Origin of the sequence: Corynebacterium ulcerans (genome assembly GCF_000767685.1) — a bacterium.
In the GTDB taxonomy this organism is placed as follows: domain Bacteria; phylum Actinomycetota; class Actinomycetes; order Mycobacteriales; family Mycobacteriaceae; genus Corynebacterium; species Corynebacterium ulcerans.
The window spans coordinates 1,591,508-1,607,599 of record NZ_CP009622.1; the positions used below are offsets into that span (position 1 = coordinate 1,591,508).

A 16,092-nucleotide genomic window follows, 5' to 3' on the forward strand; every position below is an offset into this window, starting at 1 on the left:
CTCTTTTCCAAGTATCTATAAGATGCTGTGTCCTCGCCGTGAGAATGACAACAGCACACTCGCACATCATAAGCAGTAGGAAGGAGCCCTTGAGTGAACAATCACAGCACCTCAGAGGGCTCGCATTCTCCCGAGCGGCCAGATTTTAACAAGGACCGCATTAAACCGGTCACGATGCCCCGCGTATCCCATGTACTCAATAAACTTGGTTACACGCTCCATTCCATCCCTGCTATCAACGGCGACATTCTCGAAATTCCGTGGCCTGAACACAGTGATTTTGTGAGCTTACGGGGAGGTTCTGACCCCGTCATCATCGTCGATGCAAAGGCTTCTGGTGCACTCCCCTTGCACTATTTTAATGAGGTAGCTGCTGCCGTAACGTTATGGAACAACGAAAGAGTCAGTCCCATTGCACGCATTAGCTATTCCCCTGATTCGCATCTGCAGTTGGCATTTCGCTCAGCCAATTCAGCTGCTATCGGAGCCACAGATCTACAACTCGCAGAGTTTTTAGAGCTTGCCTGCGACGCGACTCTCTTGGCCGTCAATTGGTTCTTGGAAAAATTCCCGGAATTATCATCCTCAGCCGAGCCTCCTCAATCCCCATTCGAGGACATCGAGGTGAGCTCAGACACTGCCTCACTTTTTGATACTCCTTCCACGGTGACTATGGAAAGAATCACCCCGATCATGTCCGAGGTATCGAGCACATGGAATGAGCGCGCGCTTTTGCCTACAGGCGAATGGCACGCCGATATTGAGTTCGGTTGTTCTCTAGAATCCGGTCCCACAATTCTTTGCTGGGGAGTATGGGACTCAGGGCTCAGCTCCGAAAGCGAATTCAGCCGCGTATTCATGCTGTGCAACAGATGGAACGAGGAAAACACAGAGTCTAAAGCGTTTGTCTCCACCACCGCCCATGATTCATTAAGTATCCGGGTGGAAGCGACTGTTGATGTTGGCGGAGGTCTCAACGATACGCAGCTCGCAGTTCATCTTGAACAGGCTTTCTCTGCTATTTTCATGTGTGTCCGAACACTAAAAAGCCCCGGATTTGGGCTTTACGACGTCCCTCCCGGGCCAGAGCACCTTTAAGCTGCAACGTTTTACTTACGCTTTTATTTCCGCTGTGTCTTCGAGTCTCTCTTGCTCATTGTCGGTCTCATCAATGTTGATGTACAAACGACACCAATACACGGCCATTCCCACGAAAACCGGCGCTAGACGCGCCGCGATACCGGGGGATAACGGCGGAATAAAAGAGATGTTCTCTCCTATTGTGAGTTCTTTTGCTCGAGCTACATCCGAAATCGCCCCTGAGACAAAATCTCCCACAAACAAAAACACTCCCCCGCCTATAAAAATCCACACGCCGAACCATAACAACAGCGCCACACCGCGCCCCTGTGGCATGAGTTTGAGGAGAGACACCGCCAGCACTACGGCTACCACAGTGGTGATTCCCACGAACTGTGCGAAGGAAATGAACTCAACATTTTCCCCTGGCAGTAGCTGTAGCCCTCCTCCTTCTACCAAAGTGGCATCATATCGAGGACGTACCACCGGCCACAGGGCACCCAAGCCTGCATAAATGCATACGATAGCTACCACTACCGCCGAGAAATTGCCTGTTTTCTCCGAGACTTTCCATGTGAGCTTTGCCCGCTGAAGCGAAGTCCCTTGAGCCACCGTGCGCTCCTGATCAGTCTCTGACCTAGTGACAGTATCTTCTGCATCATACGAGAGCGCACCTGGTGTAGGAATAAAAGATCCAGAATCTTGCTTAGGCATAGCAAAAGGCTACCGCCCAAACGTGCAGTAGCCCAATATTTCATTCCAACAGCGCCAACTTTGTTGTTCAGAGCCAGTCAGTGACTGGCTCATCCTTGGAGCTGTTCGTTCTTAGCGGCAGAACTTCCACTCGCCATTCTCTCGCTCAAAGCGCTGGGTAGCCGTATTTGTGTCACCGTTTGCCGTAGCCGTCACGCTAGCAGAAGCAATGTTGCCATTCACCTGAACGGAATCGACATTGTCAATAGATGGCTTTGCCTTGCGGTATTCCTCAAAATCGTCAAGCGGAACATCCGGGAACTGTGAAAGATCAAAAGCAGCCGGGCCGCCTTGTTCGTTGATCACACGCTGGCATGTGTGTGCGGGCACATAGCCGATGTAATCACGGATGGTCTTCGCCCCGTTGATTCCACGCACCAAGTTCTCAATAGCCTGGCGATCCCCATCAGTTGCAGGCGCACCGCCGTCAATTGGAGGGACATCGTTGTACGTTAGCTCAGGCATTGCTTCATTGAGCGCGGCAGGAGGTGTGTTATTGCCCTGAGGAGCAGGGGTAGGAGATTCTGGCGCAGGTTCTTCCGTAGAAGGCGCTGCAGCCGCTTCAGAAGTCTCGGAAGCTGTGGTAGCACGTGAGCTAGAAGTCGTAGCCGAGGTGGTTTTATTCTCCGTAGAGTCTCCCTCGTCACCGCACGCCGTCAAAACGAGCGCGCTCGATGCCGCCACGGCGATCGCAATCTTTTTAGCGCGGTTGACGTGAATTCGGTTAAGCACAGTTGTAGATCTCCTATAAAGCGATAAACGCCACCGCTTGATTACTCAGCGGCGCTCTTTGAAAGCAATCACAGACGGGATATCTGCGACAGGTCCAGAACATAAAGAACTTAGTACGACCTTAGCAAGGTTAGCAACCAGTTTTATAGGAACATCTGTAACCCACTAGTTACACCTATCCCAGTATCAGCAGGCGCTGTGCTTGCCAGGTTCAATACCGACGACGTTACCCAAAAATTATCATTGCTTTTAAAATTCCTGGCACTGCCGGACAAGAACTTTTCTTTATTTTCTTTAAGGGTAATCGACCAAAATTATAAATGCGTTACCCATGATTGTATCGCGTCAGGTACCTATTAGCCCTCTTCGACCGCTACTGTAGTGGTGTGCAATTGAGTAAAGACCTCATCATCACCGCAAGCCTTGAGATACTTGATACCTACGGGCTTGCGGACATGACGATGCGTCGATTAGCTAAAAAGCTCGGGGTAGCCCCCGGCGCGCTCTACTGGCATTTTAAGAACAAACAAGCGCTTATCGACGCCACCGCACGGCGCCTACTCATCCCGCTCTTCCTTTCTGACAGGGAGTCAACGCCTACCGATGTTGCTCACAAGGTACGTGAAGTTATGCTTGAGCATCGCGACGGTGCGGAACTTCTCAGTGCCGCCCTTACTGACAGCGTTCTACGCAATGAGGTGGAGCAACGCATCAGGCAATCGTTTGGCGAACATAAGCACTCCGAGCTCGGCGCTACGACATTACTGCACTTTATTTTAGGCTCCACAGTTATTGAGCAATCGGCTTTACAAAGAGCAGCTCTACGCTGCGACTCCAACAATTCTCCGAACAATTCCCTACCTGAACAGGAAAAACTGCACAATTTAGATAATCACACACCTGAGGGTCGGTGCGATCTAGAACAACAACCGCAGTCCTATGCCATACAATTCACTGAAGGATTACGGCTCATTATGGCGGGTTTGGAGCAATGTACCAGCTAAAGTCAGTGGCATGACTGACTCTCTTCCTTCGACCCACCGGGAAATCTGGCCGGGCCAGAGCTATCCTCTCGGCTCGAAATACGATGGCGCAGGCACAAACTTTGCTATCTTTTCGGATGTTGCTGAAAAGATAGAGCTTTGTCTTATTGACGCAGACGGACATGAAGAACGTGTCACTCTCGATGAAGTCGATGCTCACATTTGGCACTGCTATCTCCCCGGAGTCAAACCTGGTCAGCGTTATGGATTCCGCGTTCACGGTCCCTATGATCCCCCCAATGGCAAGCGATGTGACCCCAGCAAACTGCTCGTTGATCCTTATGCTTGCGCTTTTGTTGGTGAATTTGATGGCCATCCATCGTTGTTCAGTTACGACGTAACCAACCCCGACGATCCACTCGGCCGAAACACCGAGGACAGTCTCGATCACACGATGAAGTCCGTGGTAGTCAACCCATTCTTTGACTGGGGCGCAGACCGGGCACCTCGAACGCCTTATAACGAGACCGTGATTTACGAGGCTCATGTCAAAGGCATGACAATGCAGCATCCAGACGTGCCGGAGGCGCTTCGCGGAACCTACGCAGGACTCGCGCATCCTGCGATTATTAGTTACCTCAAAGACCTGGGTATCACCGCCATCGAGCTCATGCCTGTACACCAGTTCTTGCAAGACGATCGCCTCCGCGACCTCGGCTTACGCAACTATTGGGGCTACAACACGTTCGGTTTCTTTGCTCCCCAACAGGACTATGCCGCAGCGGAGGAACCAGGCGGTGCCGTGTCCGAGTTCAAAGGTATGGTGCGCGCCTTCCATGAGGCAGGGATTGAAGTCATTTTGGATGTGGTTTATAACCACACCGCTGAAGGCAATCACATGGGACCGACCATCGCGTTCCGTGGTATCGACAATGAGGCTTACTACAGACTCGTTGACGGCGATAAAGCGCACTACATGGACTACACGGGGACCGGAAACTCTCTGAACGTACGCGACCCTCACCCACTGCAGATGATTATGGATTCGCTGCGTTATTGGGTCACGGAGATGCACGTTGATGGTTTCCGATTCGATCTTGCCTCCACTCTTGCCCGTGAGCTTCACGACGTCGACCGCCTTGCTACCTTCTTCGATCTTGTGCAGCAGGATCCTGTGGTATCTCAAGTCAAACTTATCGCTGAACCATGGGATGTCGGCGAAGGCGGCTACCAAGTGGGCAATTTCCCACCGTTGTGGACTGAATGGAACGGAAAGTATCGCGATACTGTCCGAGATTTCTGGCGAGGTGAGCCTTCCACGCTTGGCGAGTTCGCGTCACGTTTGACCGGTTCTTCCGATCTTTATGCCAACAATGGGCGCCGTCCTACTGCATCAATCAACTTTGTCACTGCTCATGATGGATTCACACTCAATGACCTCGTGAGCTACAACGAAAAGCATAATGACGCTAACGGCGAAGACGGACGAGATGGAGAGAGTCATAACCGTTCATGGAACTGTGGAGTTGAAGGAGACACAGACGATCCTGAGGTTCTCAATCTGCGAGCTCGCCAACGCCGTAATTTCCTCACCACTTTGTTGCTCAGCCAAGGCACTCCCATGATCGCGCACGGCGATGAGATGGGGCGCACGCAAAAGGGAAATAACAATGTCTACTGCCAAGACAACGAATTGGCATGGATGAACTGGGATTTGGCTACTGAACATAAAGAACTTCTAGAGTTCACGCGGCGGTTGATCCGTATTAGAAATAATCACCCGGTATTCCGCCGTCGTAGATTCCTCGCTGGTGGTCCTCTCGGTGCGGATGTCCATGATCGTGATATCGCATGGCTTGTTCCCACAGGCCAGCTCATGGGACAAGAAGACTGGGGATTCGCTTTTGGAAAATCCCTCATGGTCTATCTCAATGGCATGGCCATTAAAGAACCTGACGATCGTGGGCAAAAGATTGAAGATGACTCGTTCCTACTCATGTTTAACGCCCACCATGAGGATATAGAATTCACTATTCCTGCAGAACAGTTTGGGCACAGTTGGAAGCTCATCGTTGACACGACAGAAGACAGTGGTTATCCCTACGCAGAGAAAATTGCCTGCGTCGGAGAAACCGTCATCGTTCCGGCCCGTTCCACCATGCTGTTCCGGCAGCTCGAAGTTCTGCCCCCACATGATGGAGATAAAGCGCTCGACCCACATGTCGATGACTATTCCCGAACATAAAAATCAATCTTAAAAGCCCAATTCTTTCCATCTTTTCTAGGACTGTGTCTCTCCTACGCTCACGAAAGTAGGTGAGGCACAGTCCTTAGCGTTTATGTATCTTGCCTTTTTACAAGCATGTTGGCCCAAAGTTTCTCTTACCCGCTAAGCTTCCAGGGAAGGCCCTCACGTACTCGTAGGTGATGTTGCTGGCCATATTCGCGGAGGTTATCTTCATGCAAGAACATCGGCCAGTAGGTTTGCAAAAGCAAACGCATAACTGAGGTTTGGAAGCACTCGTATTAAAGGAGTTTTATCACTATGGCAGATGCGATTCACGCGCACGGTGCTACTGTCCTCGTCGATATCGACCAGGTCGCCATCAAACCATCGTTGTTGCAGACCGCATTAGCCGCAGAGCCTAAAGTTATCCCCTTAACCAGCATCGATTCAGTATCGTCCATAAAGCTTTCCGACGGATACGACTGCGGGATAGTGAGTATTAGTTCTGATTCTCATTCACTACGAATAGAGTTCAGCCCCAACCAAGCTGATGAGCAACAAGCCCTCATAACTGCCGTCACCGCCGCGCTCAATGGTCAAGCCCCGGCACATCGAGCAGTCCCAGGCCTAGATTTTGCTGCTGTCGATGTAGAAACAGCCAACGATGATTGGGGGTCGATCTGCCAGATTGGTGTGGTCAAGGTCAAAGATGGAGTCATTACGGATAAGCGTGAATGGCTCTGTCAACCGCCTGCCGCGATCAATCATTTTGCATCAGCGAACATCGCTATCCACGGTATCCGCCCAGATGATGTCACAACGGCCCAGCCATTTTCTGAGTGTTTCGCTGAAATGCTCAGCTTTACGGGAGATCTTCCTCTCGCAGCGCATAACGCTCAGTTTGATATGACGGCGTTTTTCCGTGCCGCTCAGGCGGACAATCTGGCTCTGCCCACTGTTTCTTTTGGGTGCTCACTTGCCCTATCGCGTGCGGCTAATTTAGGGACGCCCAACCACAAGCTTCCTACCGTCGCTAAGCATCTCAATGTGGATTTGACCAATCATCACAATGCCACTGCAGACGCAGCTGCTTGCGCAGGAATTATCATAAATCTCGTGCAAAAAGCTGATGTTCAAGGAAGCTTTGCCGACGTGTGTGCGGCCCTTGGTTTCTCTCAAGGCCAGCTCTCTGCTCAACGTGTGTATCCGGTGCTTAAGAAAAAGTCTTCTTCGCTCGTAGAGTCCGCAGCCGCAACCGCCGCAACTCCACCGCAGGAGAAAGCACAAGCTCCTGCAAAAACTGCTGCTCCTCAGCAACGAAAGGCAACTGCGCCCTGGGCAAAAGCTGCAACGCCTGAGGTGATCCCCGAAGCCAATCCAGATGCAGATCCCCACGGCAGACTTTTCCAACAAAATGTCACGCTCACTGGCGATTTTGAGCCTTTTGATAAAGGAAAACTCTGGGATGGCATCGCCGAACAAGGCGGAACAATCGGCAAAAACGTGACCAAGAAAACGACCATTCTTGTCTGTGGCCCTTGGGCTTCTAAAACATCCAAGCAAAAACGCGCGGAAGAACTGATAGCTAAAGGACAAAATATTCAAATCTGGACAGCTGAGAATCTCTTTGCTCAGCTCGGATTAGACGTCGCAGATGAACAACCCCCGTTCTAAACGTTGCCTTGTTTAGCGCTCCCGCTCCCCTTCCCATCTAGGGGTACGCCATAAGGCATAGGGAACCGTTACCCCTGCGTATTACGTCGAACCACAGAGAAGCTCTTAAAACTGTCGGGGCTTATGCCTACGGTACAAATTCTGTGTGTCAGGGGGTTTTATGACAACGAGTATGGTTTCGAAACCGCAAAAACTGCATCTTCCATCTAGCTTCTCGAATGTTCCGGTTCGCACTGTCTCGCTGCATTTAACTCGGAGTCCTAACAATTCAGAGACCTTGTCGTATGAGATGTTTAGCCCATATTTCGATCGGGCTCCTGCCGTTATCGCGTTATCCTCCGGGTTATCTGCGAGTTTAAGATGCAACGGTCAGCTGCTACGACAGGGATCATTGCACTCGTTGGGAAAAACAACCCGACAACTATGGAATGATGCTGCTACCAATCTCATGGAAACAGCACGCACACCACGCGGCATAGCGATTCACACGCGAGAGCTATCTCGACTCGTGCAGCAACCGACCGTGGGACTTCACATAGCTGCTGGTAAAGGGCCAGCTTCTAGTTGGCTGGCTCACCCTCGCACTTTTACTCTGATTCATCAATACATCAGCACGCAATTCAACGAAGAGCCCGTCTTCTTCTGCCCTACGTCCAAGATTCTGATTGCAGTACCTTTCAGCCAAAAGTGCCCAAAGCTTGCAACATGGCTCACTACTTTTGAGCACCCTCTGGAACAAGGCGGGGTCTTATATTCTTCAGGCTTTCCTGCACACATCGACCACTTTACGGCTTAGCTGCGATTTCAAAACAGAATGTGATGTTATAAAACCAAGGGATCTAGCTACCTGCTAAGGTAAATCGCCGGCCACTTCACTGCCTGCATAATCTGCCACACATTATCGCCTCACATGAGACCAGAGGAAGGAACTCGTAACGCATGCCTAACAAGTTCATCTCAAAACTCAGTGCGCGATACCGAGAGTTCACTGATCAGCACCCGCACGCGGAAGCAGACTTTCGGGAAGCTTTTGAAGAAGTGCTTGCAGACGCCGGCCTTACCTACGATCGCGTGAGTGTTCGCCTTAAAGAATGGCAGTCATTGCGAACAAAAGCACGCAAGAAAAAGCCCAACGGTCACCTTATCTATCCAGACCCTTGGGTCGATATCCACGATGTGATCGGTGTCCGGATCACCACACTTCATTCGACTGAGATCCCCCAAATTATTGAAGCCCTCGCGGACGTCTTCATCGTACTCCGATCCGTGGATAAGGCTGCACAAACAAGGGTCTCTGGCAGCTTTGGTTATGGTTCTCATCACCTGATTTTGGAAGTCGACCATAGAATCGAAGATCTTGCTAGCTACCACGGCTTTGTTTTTGAAGTCCAAATCCGGACAGTACTGCAACATGCATGGGCAGAATTCGAGCATGATGTTCGCTACAAGCGGTCTGGCGGTTTAGATCCTCAAGTGGATAGGGCCTTCACCCTTGCAGCTGGGCTCATTGAACTGGCTGACCAACAATTTGATCAAATCGCCGCTATCCAGGATCCGGGCCACCATCACAGCACTGACCTTGATGTTGAATTAAGCGCTGAGACTTTACCCGGTGTCATCGCCATGCTGGTAGGAAACCGCTTCCCGCAATCGCGCATCGAAGACTACCGATGGCTGGAAGAATTGCTTTTTGCTCACGGTATTACTACTGCGACAAAGCTACGAGATCTTCTCAATGACGCCGATATAGACGCTGTACGACGCGCATTAAACTATCAATTCCAACCTGGTCAGGTGCGAATCATCGACGACCTGCTGCTACGCAGATACCACGATGAGCATATTAATGCGACTGGAAAGAGCGGGAAATACCCGCGCCAACGCGGGCCCCGCTTACGCAAGCGACTCCACGCAATGCAGACAGCAAATATCCTGGATAAAACAGAACCTCGCAGCAAGACTGAGCTTGCACCTCATAGTTGACATGAGTGCTCAGGCACGTAGGCTGGCTTATGTACAATGCTGCTTTATAGACAGCCGCAACAATGGAACCTTAGGAGTTTTCCTCATGGGCACATCGATCATTACCCATTTTCCGCTTCTCGCAGATTTTATTTCCGTTTGGGCGTTATCGATCGCCGATTTCTTCCGCCCACTGGGGATCAATTTCCCGCTTCCTAACTGGGGATTCTAGTTAGTGAGTAGAAGGGGTGTTGGAAACATAGTTTTCCAACACCCCTTCTACGTTATTGAGCACACATTATATGCGCCCTTGCAAACGGTCGATTTCACGCCGTTCTTTCTTGGTGGGACGCCCCGCGCCCCGATCGCGCCGAGGCATCGACATAAGAATTTCTTTGGGTGGAGATGGCGGAGAATGATCCACATAGCAGTTGCGGGCAAGAGCCGCCCCCACCCGTTTACGAATCAACTCTTTGACCTCAACATCGTATTCACGATGATCTACCCACACTCGAACACGATCCCCCGGCACCACCGACTGTGATGGTTTTACTGCAGATCCGTTGAGCTTGATGTGGCCAGCTTTACAAGCCTCAGAGGCAAGAGACCGAGTTTTTATCAGCCGTACTGCCCACACCCATGCGTCGATACGCACTGGCTTGCCGTCGCTCACGCGCTTGTCCTGTTCTTAGTCTGCGGATGCCTACAGAGATTGTTTAGTAGTTGTCCTTATGATTCACGATCTTTTGTACCTTAGACCAGTTGGTCCAGCCGCCAACTACTGCGACGATGAGTCCCACGATTAAAAGAAACGTAGAGGACGTAAGGACAAAAAGCGCGAGACCACCAGCAACACCGCCGACAACGCTTACTGCAGCATTACGGGTGTACTTACGCACATCTTGTTTACGTTGTTCAATCGAGTTATAAGGACGAGGTTGCATAGTCATGTTTTAAGATTCTACAAAGGTTCAGCGAAATAGCCCACTAATTCGGGCGTTCAATCCATGCGATGCCAGCGTCGCAAAGCCGCGCTCCGCCCTGTGTCAACGAGGCCAGCAAGTTCTCAAGGAATTCCCGCTGGCCAGGCTCCACAGCTAATGTGAATGTCACGCGGTGGGAATACTGAGTGTTTACGACTGTCACGTGTCGCGCGCGTAGCTCAGCTTCAAGACGTCCGGCATCCGCGTGGTTGAAATCAACAGAATAAAGCTCTTGCTTATGGCGTTGTACAGTTGTCACCTGGGGCAAGCAGTCAGATACAGCACCAGAATAAGCATGAACCAAACCTCCGGCGCCTAGCTTTGTGCCACCGAAATACCTCACAACCACCGCAGCAATATCAAGGATTCCACTCCCCCGCAGTACATCAAGCATGGGGGTTCCCGCAGTCCCTGATGGTTCGCCGTCATCGCTTGAGCGCTCTACAGGATTAGCTCCCTCGACATGATAGATATACGCGCTGCAGTGGTGGCGTGCATCGGGAAATCGCTTTTTTACGTCAGCAATAAAATCTCGTGCTTCCTCTTCAGAAGCAACCCGTCGAATAAAAGTGATGAATCGAGACCGCTTAATGTCAATCTCAGTGGAGAATTCCTGACGATCCACCGGCCGAATGTACATCAAAGCTGCCTCTCAACTCTTATTATCGATCGCGACATACTGACCCGAAGCTAGGGTGCTTTTACAAGCTCACCAAGTACCCATATTCTGCGGTGCCAGGTTCAAGTCGACGACACTCAATCCTGGAAGAATCCATCCGTTCCAGAAGACCTTTGAGGTCGCTCGCATGTCCCAGCTGCAGACCGACCAGTGCAGTACCAGTCTCACGGTTATTCCGCTTCAAATATTCAAACAGCGTGATGTCATCATCTGGCCCCAGAATATCACTGAGGAAAGATCGCAATTGACCAGGTTCCTGAGGGAAATTCACTAGGAAATAGTGTTTCAGCCCACGGTGTACCAGAGAGCGCTCCATGATCTCGCTATAACGTAAAACATCGTTATTGCCTCCAGAAATCACGCATACTACTACCTGACCTTTAGGAAAATTCAGGTGCTTTAGAGCCGTCACCGATAAGGCCCCGGCAGGTTCTGCAATGATTCCCTCGTTTTGATAGAGGTCCAACATCTCTGTGCACACAGCCCCCTCGTTTACATGCAGGGGATGCAACCTCCCAAGATTTGCCTCGATGATCTGATAGTTAAGATCACCGATGCGTTTCACCGCGGCACCATCGACAAACGGATCCACTGTTTCCAGGGACACAGGCCCCTCATTTTCTAGCGCCGCGGCCATCGACGCGGCGTGTTCTGGTTCTACTCCGACCACAGCAGTACGAGGCGCCATATCCGCAACATAGCTCAGTATTCCAGAAAGAAGTCCGCCCCCACCGACTGGGACCACTATAGAGTCAAGCGATTTACCAAGGCTTGTCAGCTGGGCAAGGACTTCCGCTGCCACGGTTCCTTGACCTATCACGGTGTCTCGATTATCAAAGGGCTCCACCATTGTTGCCCCGGTTTCACCTGAATAAGCGCGAGCAGCGGCAGCGGCTTCATCGAAGTTAGCTCCGGTAACCACAAGCTCCACTGATTCTCCGCCATGAACCAGAATACGGTCGCGCTTTTGTTTAGGCGTTGCTGCGGGGACATAAATACGGCCCTTGATCCCCATCGTCCGGCAAGCAAATGCTACTCCCTGCGCGTGATTGCCTGCCGACGCCGCCACGATTCCTGCCGCGCGCTGGGCGTCGGAAAGCTGCGAAATTGCATTCACCGCTCCCCGAATCTTATACGACCGGACATCTTGGAGATCCTCCCGCTTAAGGTATACCTCCGCACCTGTGGCTTGGGACAGACGTGGGCAATACTGCAACGGAGTCGGAGCAATAGAAGCAGAAATTCGCGCTTGTGCCATCTGAATATCGGCTGCATGAACCTCATGGCTAGCACTGTTTGCGATCTGCTTCTTGTCCGATGTAGTCATGAGGACACAGTTTAGACGGTTATCTCAAGCGATTTTTAATTGAGATAACAATTGGGGTGCACGCAAGCCATGTTCTCCTGGCTTTCACCCCAATCGTCGTTCTTTTATCCAAGGATTCCCGGCCCCATCGTGGCCTTCAGATCGCCCATTAAGCTTGCTGTGCGATTAACTCGTAAATGCTCCCCAAGAATCATCACAGTGGCCTCATCACCATGGACGATGTTGAGGTACACATCAGAATCGCCCTTGTTATTAGCCAGTACGTCTTTTAGACGTGCAATGTTTGCCATGGTGCATTGCTCTGTACGCATGGTCAATCGGAGAGGAAGCCCCGCTCCATTGCCCGGACCGAGATCAGGCACCTTGAGATCATCGCAGAAAAGGGACATACGATCATCACGGATTGAGATGTGCGCCTTGGCCAGGATGATGTTGTCTTCTACGATCTGGGGTCCAACTATTGCATAGATCTTGTTAAACACCAGCAGGTCTACCTGGGCACCATGGTGATCCTCAATGGTTACGATCGCCCACGGAGAGCCATCTTTTTTAGAGTAACGACGATCAACGCTTGAAATAATGCCACCGATTTGCACCTCTGCACCGTTACGCAACTCCCCGGCCAGGATCGTTGTCAGCGGTGTATCTGTCTGAGCTTCTAGCGCTTCCTCGTATCCATCAAGCGGATGCCCAGAAACATACAGTCCAAGCATCTCTCGTTCTAGGGCGAGCTGGTGCTTTCTATCCCATTGTGCTTCTGGAATCTGCACGGCAAAAGCGTTGCTCATTGAGTCGTCATCGCCACCGAACCCGGCAAAAAGGTCAAATTGCCCTTTGTCCGCCGCTTTTTTAGTGCTAATGACGGAATCAACTGCATCCTCGTGGATCAGCAACAAGCCTTTCCTCGGGTGTCCCAAGGAATCAAAAGCACCAGCCTTGATCAACGATTCTGTTACGCGTTTATTGCACGCAACGGTATCGATTTTGTCCAGATAATCCGAAAAATCCGAGAAGTTGCCTTTTTCCTGACGCGCTTTAACGATCGAGTTAACTACGTCCTCTCCAACGTTACGCACAGCTCCCAAACCAAAGCGGATATCGTTTCCTACAGGAAGGAAGTTCAAACGAGACTCGTTGACGTCCGGTGAGAGTACCGATATGCCCAGGTGCCTACAGTTGGATAGGTAAATGGCAGACTTGTCTTTTTTATCCGCGACAGAGGTAAGTAGCGCCGCCATGTACTCAGCCGTGTAGTTGGCTTTCAGATACGCAGTCCAATAAGAAACTAGACCATACCCTGCGGCGTGGGATTTATTGAACGCGTAGGATGCGAAGGGTTCAATGGTGCCCCACAGTGCATCCACGGCGTCCTTGGAATACCCATTGGATAGCATTCCCTCTAAGAACTTGTCGTATTGCTTAGCCAATACTTCAGGCTGCTTCTTACCCATCGCTTTACGGAACCCATCGGCTTCACCAGCCGTGTAATTAGCTACCTTTTGGGAAATACGCATGATCTGCTCTTGATAAACGATGAGGCCATAAGTCTCATCAAGAATCTCACGCAGCGGCTCGTCAAGCTCAGGGTGAATGGGTTCAATGGGTTTACGGCCATTCTTGCGGTCAGCATAATCCCAGTGCGCATTCACACCCATAGGTCCTGGACGATACAGAGCCAAAGACGCCACGATGTCGTGGAAGCCCGTGGGCTGCATTCGTTTGAGTAGTTCTTGCATACCGCCCGAGTCGAGCTGGAAAACACCGAGCGTATCGCCACTGGACAGCAGTTCATACACCTTGGGATCATCCGTGGCTAGTTCCTCAAGATCAATCGTCTCTTTCCGGTTAATCTTGATGTTCTCGATGCAGTCACCGATAACAGTAAGGTTACGCAGCCCCAAGAAGTCCATCTTCAGCAGACCAATAGCCTCACATGCAGGATACGGCCATCCTGTAATGAGCGCCCCATCTGCAGCACGCTTCCACATCGGAATATGCTCCAACAACGGCACGCTGGCCATAATCACGGCACAAGCATGGACACCCGCTTGGCGCACTACGCCTTCTAGTCCACGGGCAGTGTCATAGATTTTTTTAACGTCGGGGTCTGTTTCAATGAGGTTTCGGACTTCCCCAGCTTCCCCGTACCGGGGATGCTCGGGATCCATAATCCCGGATAGCGGAATATCCTTAGCCATAATCGCGGGAGGAAGCTCTTTAGTAATGCGATCAGCGATCTGGTAACCAGGCTGACCGTACTGCACACGAGCCGAGTCTTTGAGCGCCTGTTTGGTTTTCACCGTTCCAAAGGTGATCACCTGAGCGATCTTGTCTTCTCCCCAGCGATCCGCAGCGTAACGGATCATTTCGCCGCGACGACGATCATCGAAGTCGATATCGATATCGGGTGCGGAAGGTCGCTCCGGGTTCAAGAACCTCTCAAAAAGGAGGTCGTGCTCCATCGGATCAATATTGGTAATGGTCAACGCATATGCCACCAAAGCGCCTGCAGCAGAACCACGACCGGGCCCCACTCGGATACCGATGGATCGAGCATGCTTGATCAGCTCGGCAACGATGAGGAAGTAGGAAGGGTAACCCTTCATATCAATCACTGAAATCTCGTATTCCGCACGATCAATATAAGATTGCGGAACCTCTCCGCCGTTAAAGCGAACGCGGAGGCCTTCCAGAACCTCATGACGCAACCAAGACGTCGGCGTATGCCCCTCTGGAACGTCTGCGATGGGCATACGGTCGTGGGTGTGCTCCTCCCAAATCTCCCCGTAATCTTGGACTCTCTCTGCAATCCACAAAGTGTTGTCACAGGCCTCAGGCACAAGAGAGTCCCACATCTCCCGCATCTGCTCTGCAGTCTTGATGTAATAGCCAGACCCGTCAAACTTGAATCGGTCGGGATCGCTCAACGTCTTTCCGGTCTGCACGCACAACATGGCCTCATGCGCCTGCGCCTGAGACTCCAAAACATAGTGGCAGTCGTTGGTCACCAACGGTGGAAGATCAAGTTTCCGTCCGATTTCTAGCAGCTCCGAACGAACCCTATTCTCAATCTCCAGACCATGGTCCATGAGCTCCAAAAAATAATTTTCTTTGCCATAAATGTCCTGCCACATGGCGGCGGCCTCAAGTGCCTGATCGAATTGCCCTAGGCGCAAACGAGTCTGCACGTCTCCGGAGGGACAGCCTGTGGTTGCGATAATGCCAGAGGCGTGCTCGGCTATCAGATCTGCATCCATGCGTGGCCACTTACCCAGCTGCCCTTCATACGATGCCATCGACGACAGATAGAAGAGATTGCGGAGGCCTTCGGCGTTTTCCGCCAGCATAGTTTGGTGCAGATACGCGCCGGAGGCTGAGACATCATCGGACTTCTGATGCGGCTCGCCCCACCGAACCCTTGTTTTATTGAATCGAGAATCCGGAGCCATATACGCCTCGATACCAATAATTGGTTTTACTCCGGCTTTCTTCATAGTTCGGTAAAAGGCATCCGATCCGAACATATTGCCGTGGTCTGTCATTCCCACAGCTGGCATACCCTGCCTCACGACTTCGTCGGCAAGCATATCCACTTTCGCCATGCCGTCAAGCATCGAATACTCAGTGTGATTGTGCAGATGTACGAAAGAGGATTTCTTGGCCATAGCCAGTCAGTGTAGCGCCTTGTTATT

14 protein-coding genes are annotated in these 16,092 nt (G+C 51.3%); 7 read left to right on the forward strand and 7 right to left on the reverse strand.

Going from position 1 to position 16,092, the window contains the following annotated elements; genetic code table 11:
• Positions 1-93 precede the first annotated feature (93 nt).
• Positions 94-1,098 (forward strand): YbjN domain-containing protein, encoded by a 1,005-nt coding sequence (locus tag CULFRC11_RS07205; protein ID WP_023635958.1) that lies wholly within the window; start codon positions 94-96, stop codon positions 1,096-1,098.
• A 15-nt stretch (positions 1,099-1,113) separates the two neighbouring features.
• Here the strand turns inward: CULFRC11_RS07205 and CULFRC11_RS07210 are convergent, their stop codons facing one another.
• Positions 1,114-1,794, reverse strand: a complete 681-nt coding sequence (locus tag CULFRC11_RS07210; RefSeq protein ID WP_023635959.1) for a hypothetical protein — start codon at positions 1,792-1,794, stop codon at positions 1,114-1,116.
• Between the two features lie 111 nt (positions 1,795-1,905).
• On the reverse strand, positions 1,906-2,565 hold the full coding sequence (locus CULFRC11_RS07215; RefSeq protein ID WP_023635960.1) for an Rv0361 family membrane protein: 660 nt from the start codon (positions 2,563-2,565) through the stop codon (positions 1,906-1,908).
• A gap of 386 nt (positions 2,566-2,951) precedes the next feature.
• Between CULFRC11_RS07215 and CULFRC11_RS07220 the strand changes: the two genes are divergently transcribed.
• From CULFRC11_RS07220 to CULFRC11_RS11435, 6 genes are all read left to right on the forward strand, one after another.
• Positions 2,952-3,569, forward strand: coding sequence for a TetR family transcriptional regulator (locus CULFRC11_RS07220; protein WP_023635961.1), 618 nt, complete (start codon positions 2,952-2,954; stop codon positions 3,567-3,569).
• A 10-nt stretch (positions 3,570-3,579) separates the two neighbouring features.
• The gene (glgX, locus tag CULFRC11_RS07225) at positions 3,580-5,793 is read left to right on the forward strand and encodes a glycogen debranching protein GlgX (protein WP_023635962.1); all 2,214 of its coding nucleotides are present in this window, start codon (positions 3,580-3,582) and stop codon (positions 5,791-5,793) included.
• Between the two features lie 300 nt (positions 5,794-6,093).
• Positions 6,094-7,449: a 3'-5' exonuclease gene (locus tag CULFRC11_RS07230; protein WP_023635963.1), complete on the forward strand. Its 1,356-nt coding sequence runs from the start codon at positions 6,094-6,096 to the stop codon at positions 7,447-7,449.
• A 160-nt stretch (positions 7,450-7,609) separates the two neighbouring features.
• Positions 7,610-8,245 (forward strand): hypothetical protein, encoded by a 636-nt coding sequence (locus CULFRC11_RS07235; RefSeq protein WP_013911841.1) that lies wholly within the window; start codon positions 7,610-7,612, stop codon positions 8,243-8,245.
• A 143-nt stretch (positions 8,246-8,388) separates the two neighbouring features.
• A complete protein-coding gene (locus CULFRC11_RS07240; RefSeq protein WP_023635964.1) occupies positions 8,389-9,432 on the forward strand; it encodes a GTP pyrophosphokinase in 1,044 nt (347 codons plus the stop codon).
• Positions 9,433-9,517: 85 nt separating this feature from the next.
• The gene (locus CULFRC11_RS11435) at positions 9,518-9,643 is read left to right on the forward strand and encodes a hypothetical protein (RefSeq protein WP_014836579.1); all 126 of its coding nucleotides are present in this window, start codon (positions 9,518-9,520) and stop codon (positions 9,641-9,643) included.
• 66 nt (positions 9,644-9,709) lie between these two features.
• Here CULFRC11_RS11435 and CULFRC11_RS07245 read toward each other — a convergent pair whose 3' ends face one another.
• From CULFRC11_RS07245 to dnaE, 5 genes are all read right to left on the reverse strand, one after another.
• Positions 9,710-10,084 (reverse strand): Hsp15 family ribosome-associated heat shock protein, encoded by a 375-nt coding sequence (locus CULFRC11_RS07245; RefSeq protein WP_023635965.1) that lies wholly within the window; start codon positions 10,082-10,084, stop codon positions 9,710-9,712.
• A gap of 43 nt (positions 10,085-10,127) precedes the next feature.
• Positions 10,128-10,361, reverse strand: coding sequence for a hypothetical protein (locus CULFRC11_RS07250; RefSeq protein WP_013911844.1), 234 nt, complete (start codon positions 10,359-10,361; stop codon positions 10,128-10,130).
• Positions 10,362-10,398: 37 nt separating this feature from the next.
• Positions 10,399-11,034, reverse strand: coding sequence for a YigZ family protein (locus tag CULFRC11_RS07255; protein WP_023635967.1), 636 nt, complete (start codon positions 11,032-11,034; stop codon positions 10,399-10,401).
• A gap of 61 nt (positions 11,035-11,095) precedes the next feature.
• Positions 11,096-12,400 (reverse strand): threonine ammonia-lyase IlvA, encoded by a 1,305-nt coding sequence (gene ilvA / locus CULFRC11_RS07260; RefSeq protein ID WP_014836581.1) that lies wholly within the window; start codon positions 12,398-12,400, stop codon positions 11,096-11,098.
• 104 nt (positions 12,401-12,504) lie between these two features.
• On the reverse strand, positions 12,505-16,065 hold the full coding sequence (gene dnaE, locus CULFRC11_RS07265) for a DNA polymerase III subunit alpha (RefSeq protein WP_013911847.1): 3,561 nt from the start codon (positions 16,063-16,065) through the stop codon (positions 12,505-12,507).
• Positions 16,066-16,092: the final 27 nt, after the last annotated feature.

Excerpts from the sequence above, each read along its gene's own strand:
- CULFRC11_RS07250 (WP_013911844.1), bottom strand. The coding sequence starts at position 10,361 with ATGACTATGCAACCTCGTCCTTATAACTCGATTGAACAACGTAAACAA.
- CULFRC11_RS07255 (WP_023635967.1), bottom strand. The coding sequence starts at position 11,034 with ATGTACATTCGGCCGGTGGATCGTCAGGAATTCTCCACTGAGATTGAC.
- CULFRC11_RS07235 (WP_013911841.1), top strand. The coding sequence starts at position 7,610 with ATGACAACGAGTATGGTTTCGAAACCGCAAAAACTGCATCTTCCATCT.
- dnaE (WP_013911847.1), bottom strand. The coding sequence starts at position 16,065 with ATGGCCAAGAAATCCTCTTTCGTACATCTGCACAATCACACTGAGTAT.
- CULFRC11_RS07230 (WP_023635963.1), top strand. The coding sequence starts at position 6,094 with ATGGCAGATGCGATTCACGCGCACGGTGCTACTGTCCTCGTCGATATC.
- CULFRC11_RS11435 (WP_014836579.1), top strand. The coding sequence starts at position 9,518 with ATGGGCACATCGATCATTACCCATTTTCCGCTTCTCGCAGATTTTATT.
- CULFRC11_RS07210 (WP_023635959.1), bottom strand. The coding sequence starts at position 1,794 with ATGCCTAAGCAAGATTCTGGATCTTTTATTCCTACACCAGGTGCGCTC.
- CULFRC11_RS07240 (WP_023635964.1), top strand. The coding sequence starts at position 8,389 with ATGCCTAACAAGTTCATCTCAAAACTCAGTGCGCGATACCGAGAGTTC.
- glgX (WP_023635962.1), top strand. The coding sequence starts at position 3,580 with ATGACTGACTCTCTTCCTTCGACCCACCGGGAAATCTGGCCGGGCCAG.
- ilvA (WP_014836581.1), bottom strand. The coding sequence starts at position 12,400 with ATGACTACATCGGACAAGAAGCAGATCGCAAACAGTGCTAGCCATGAG.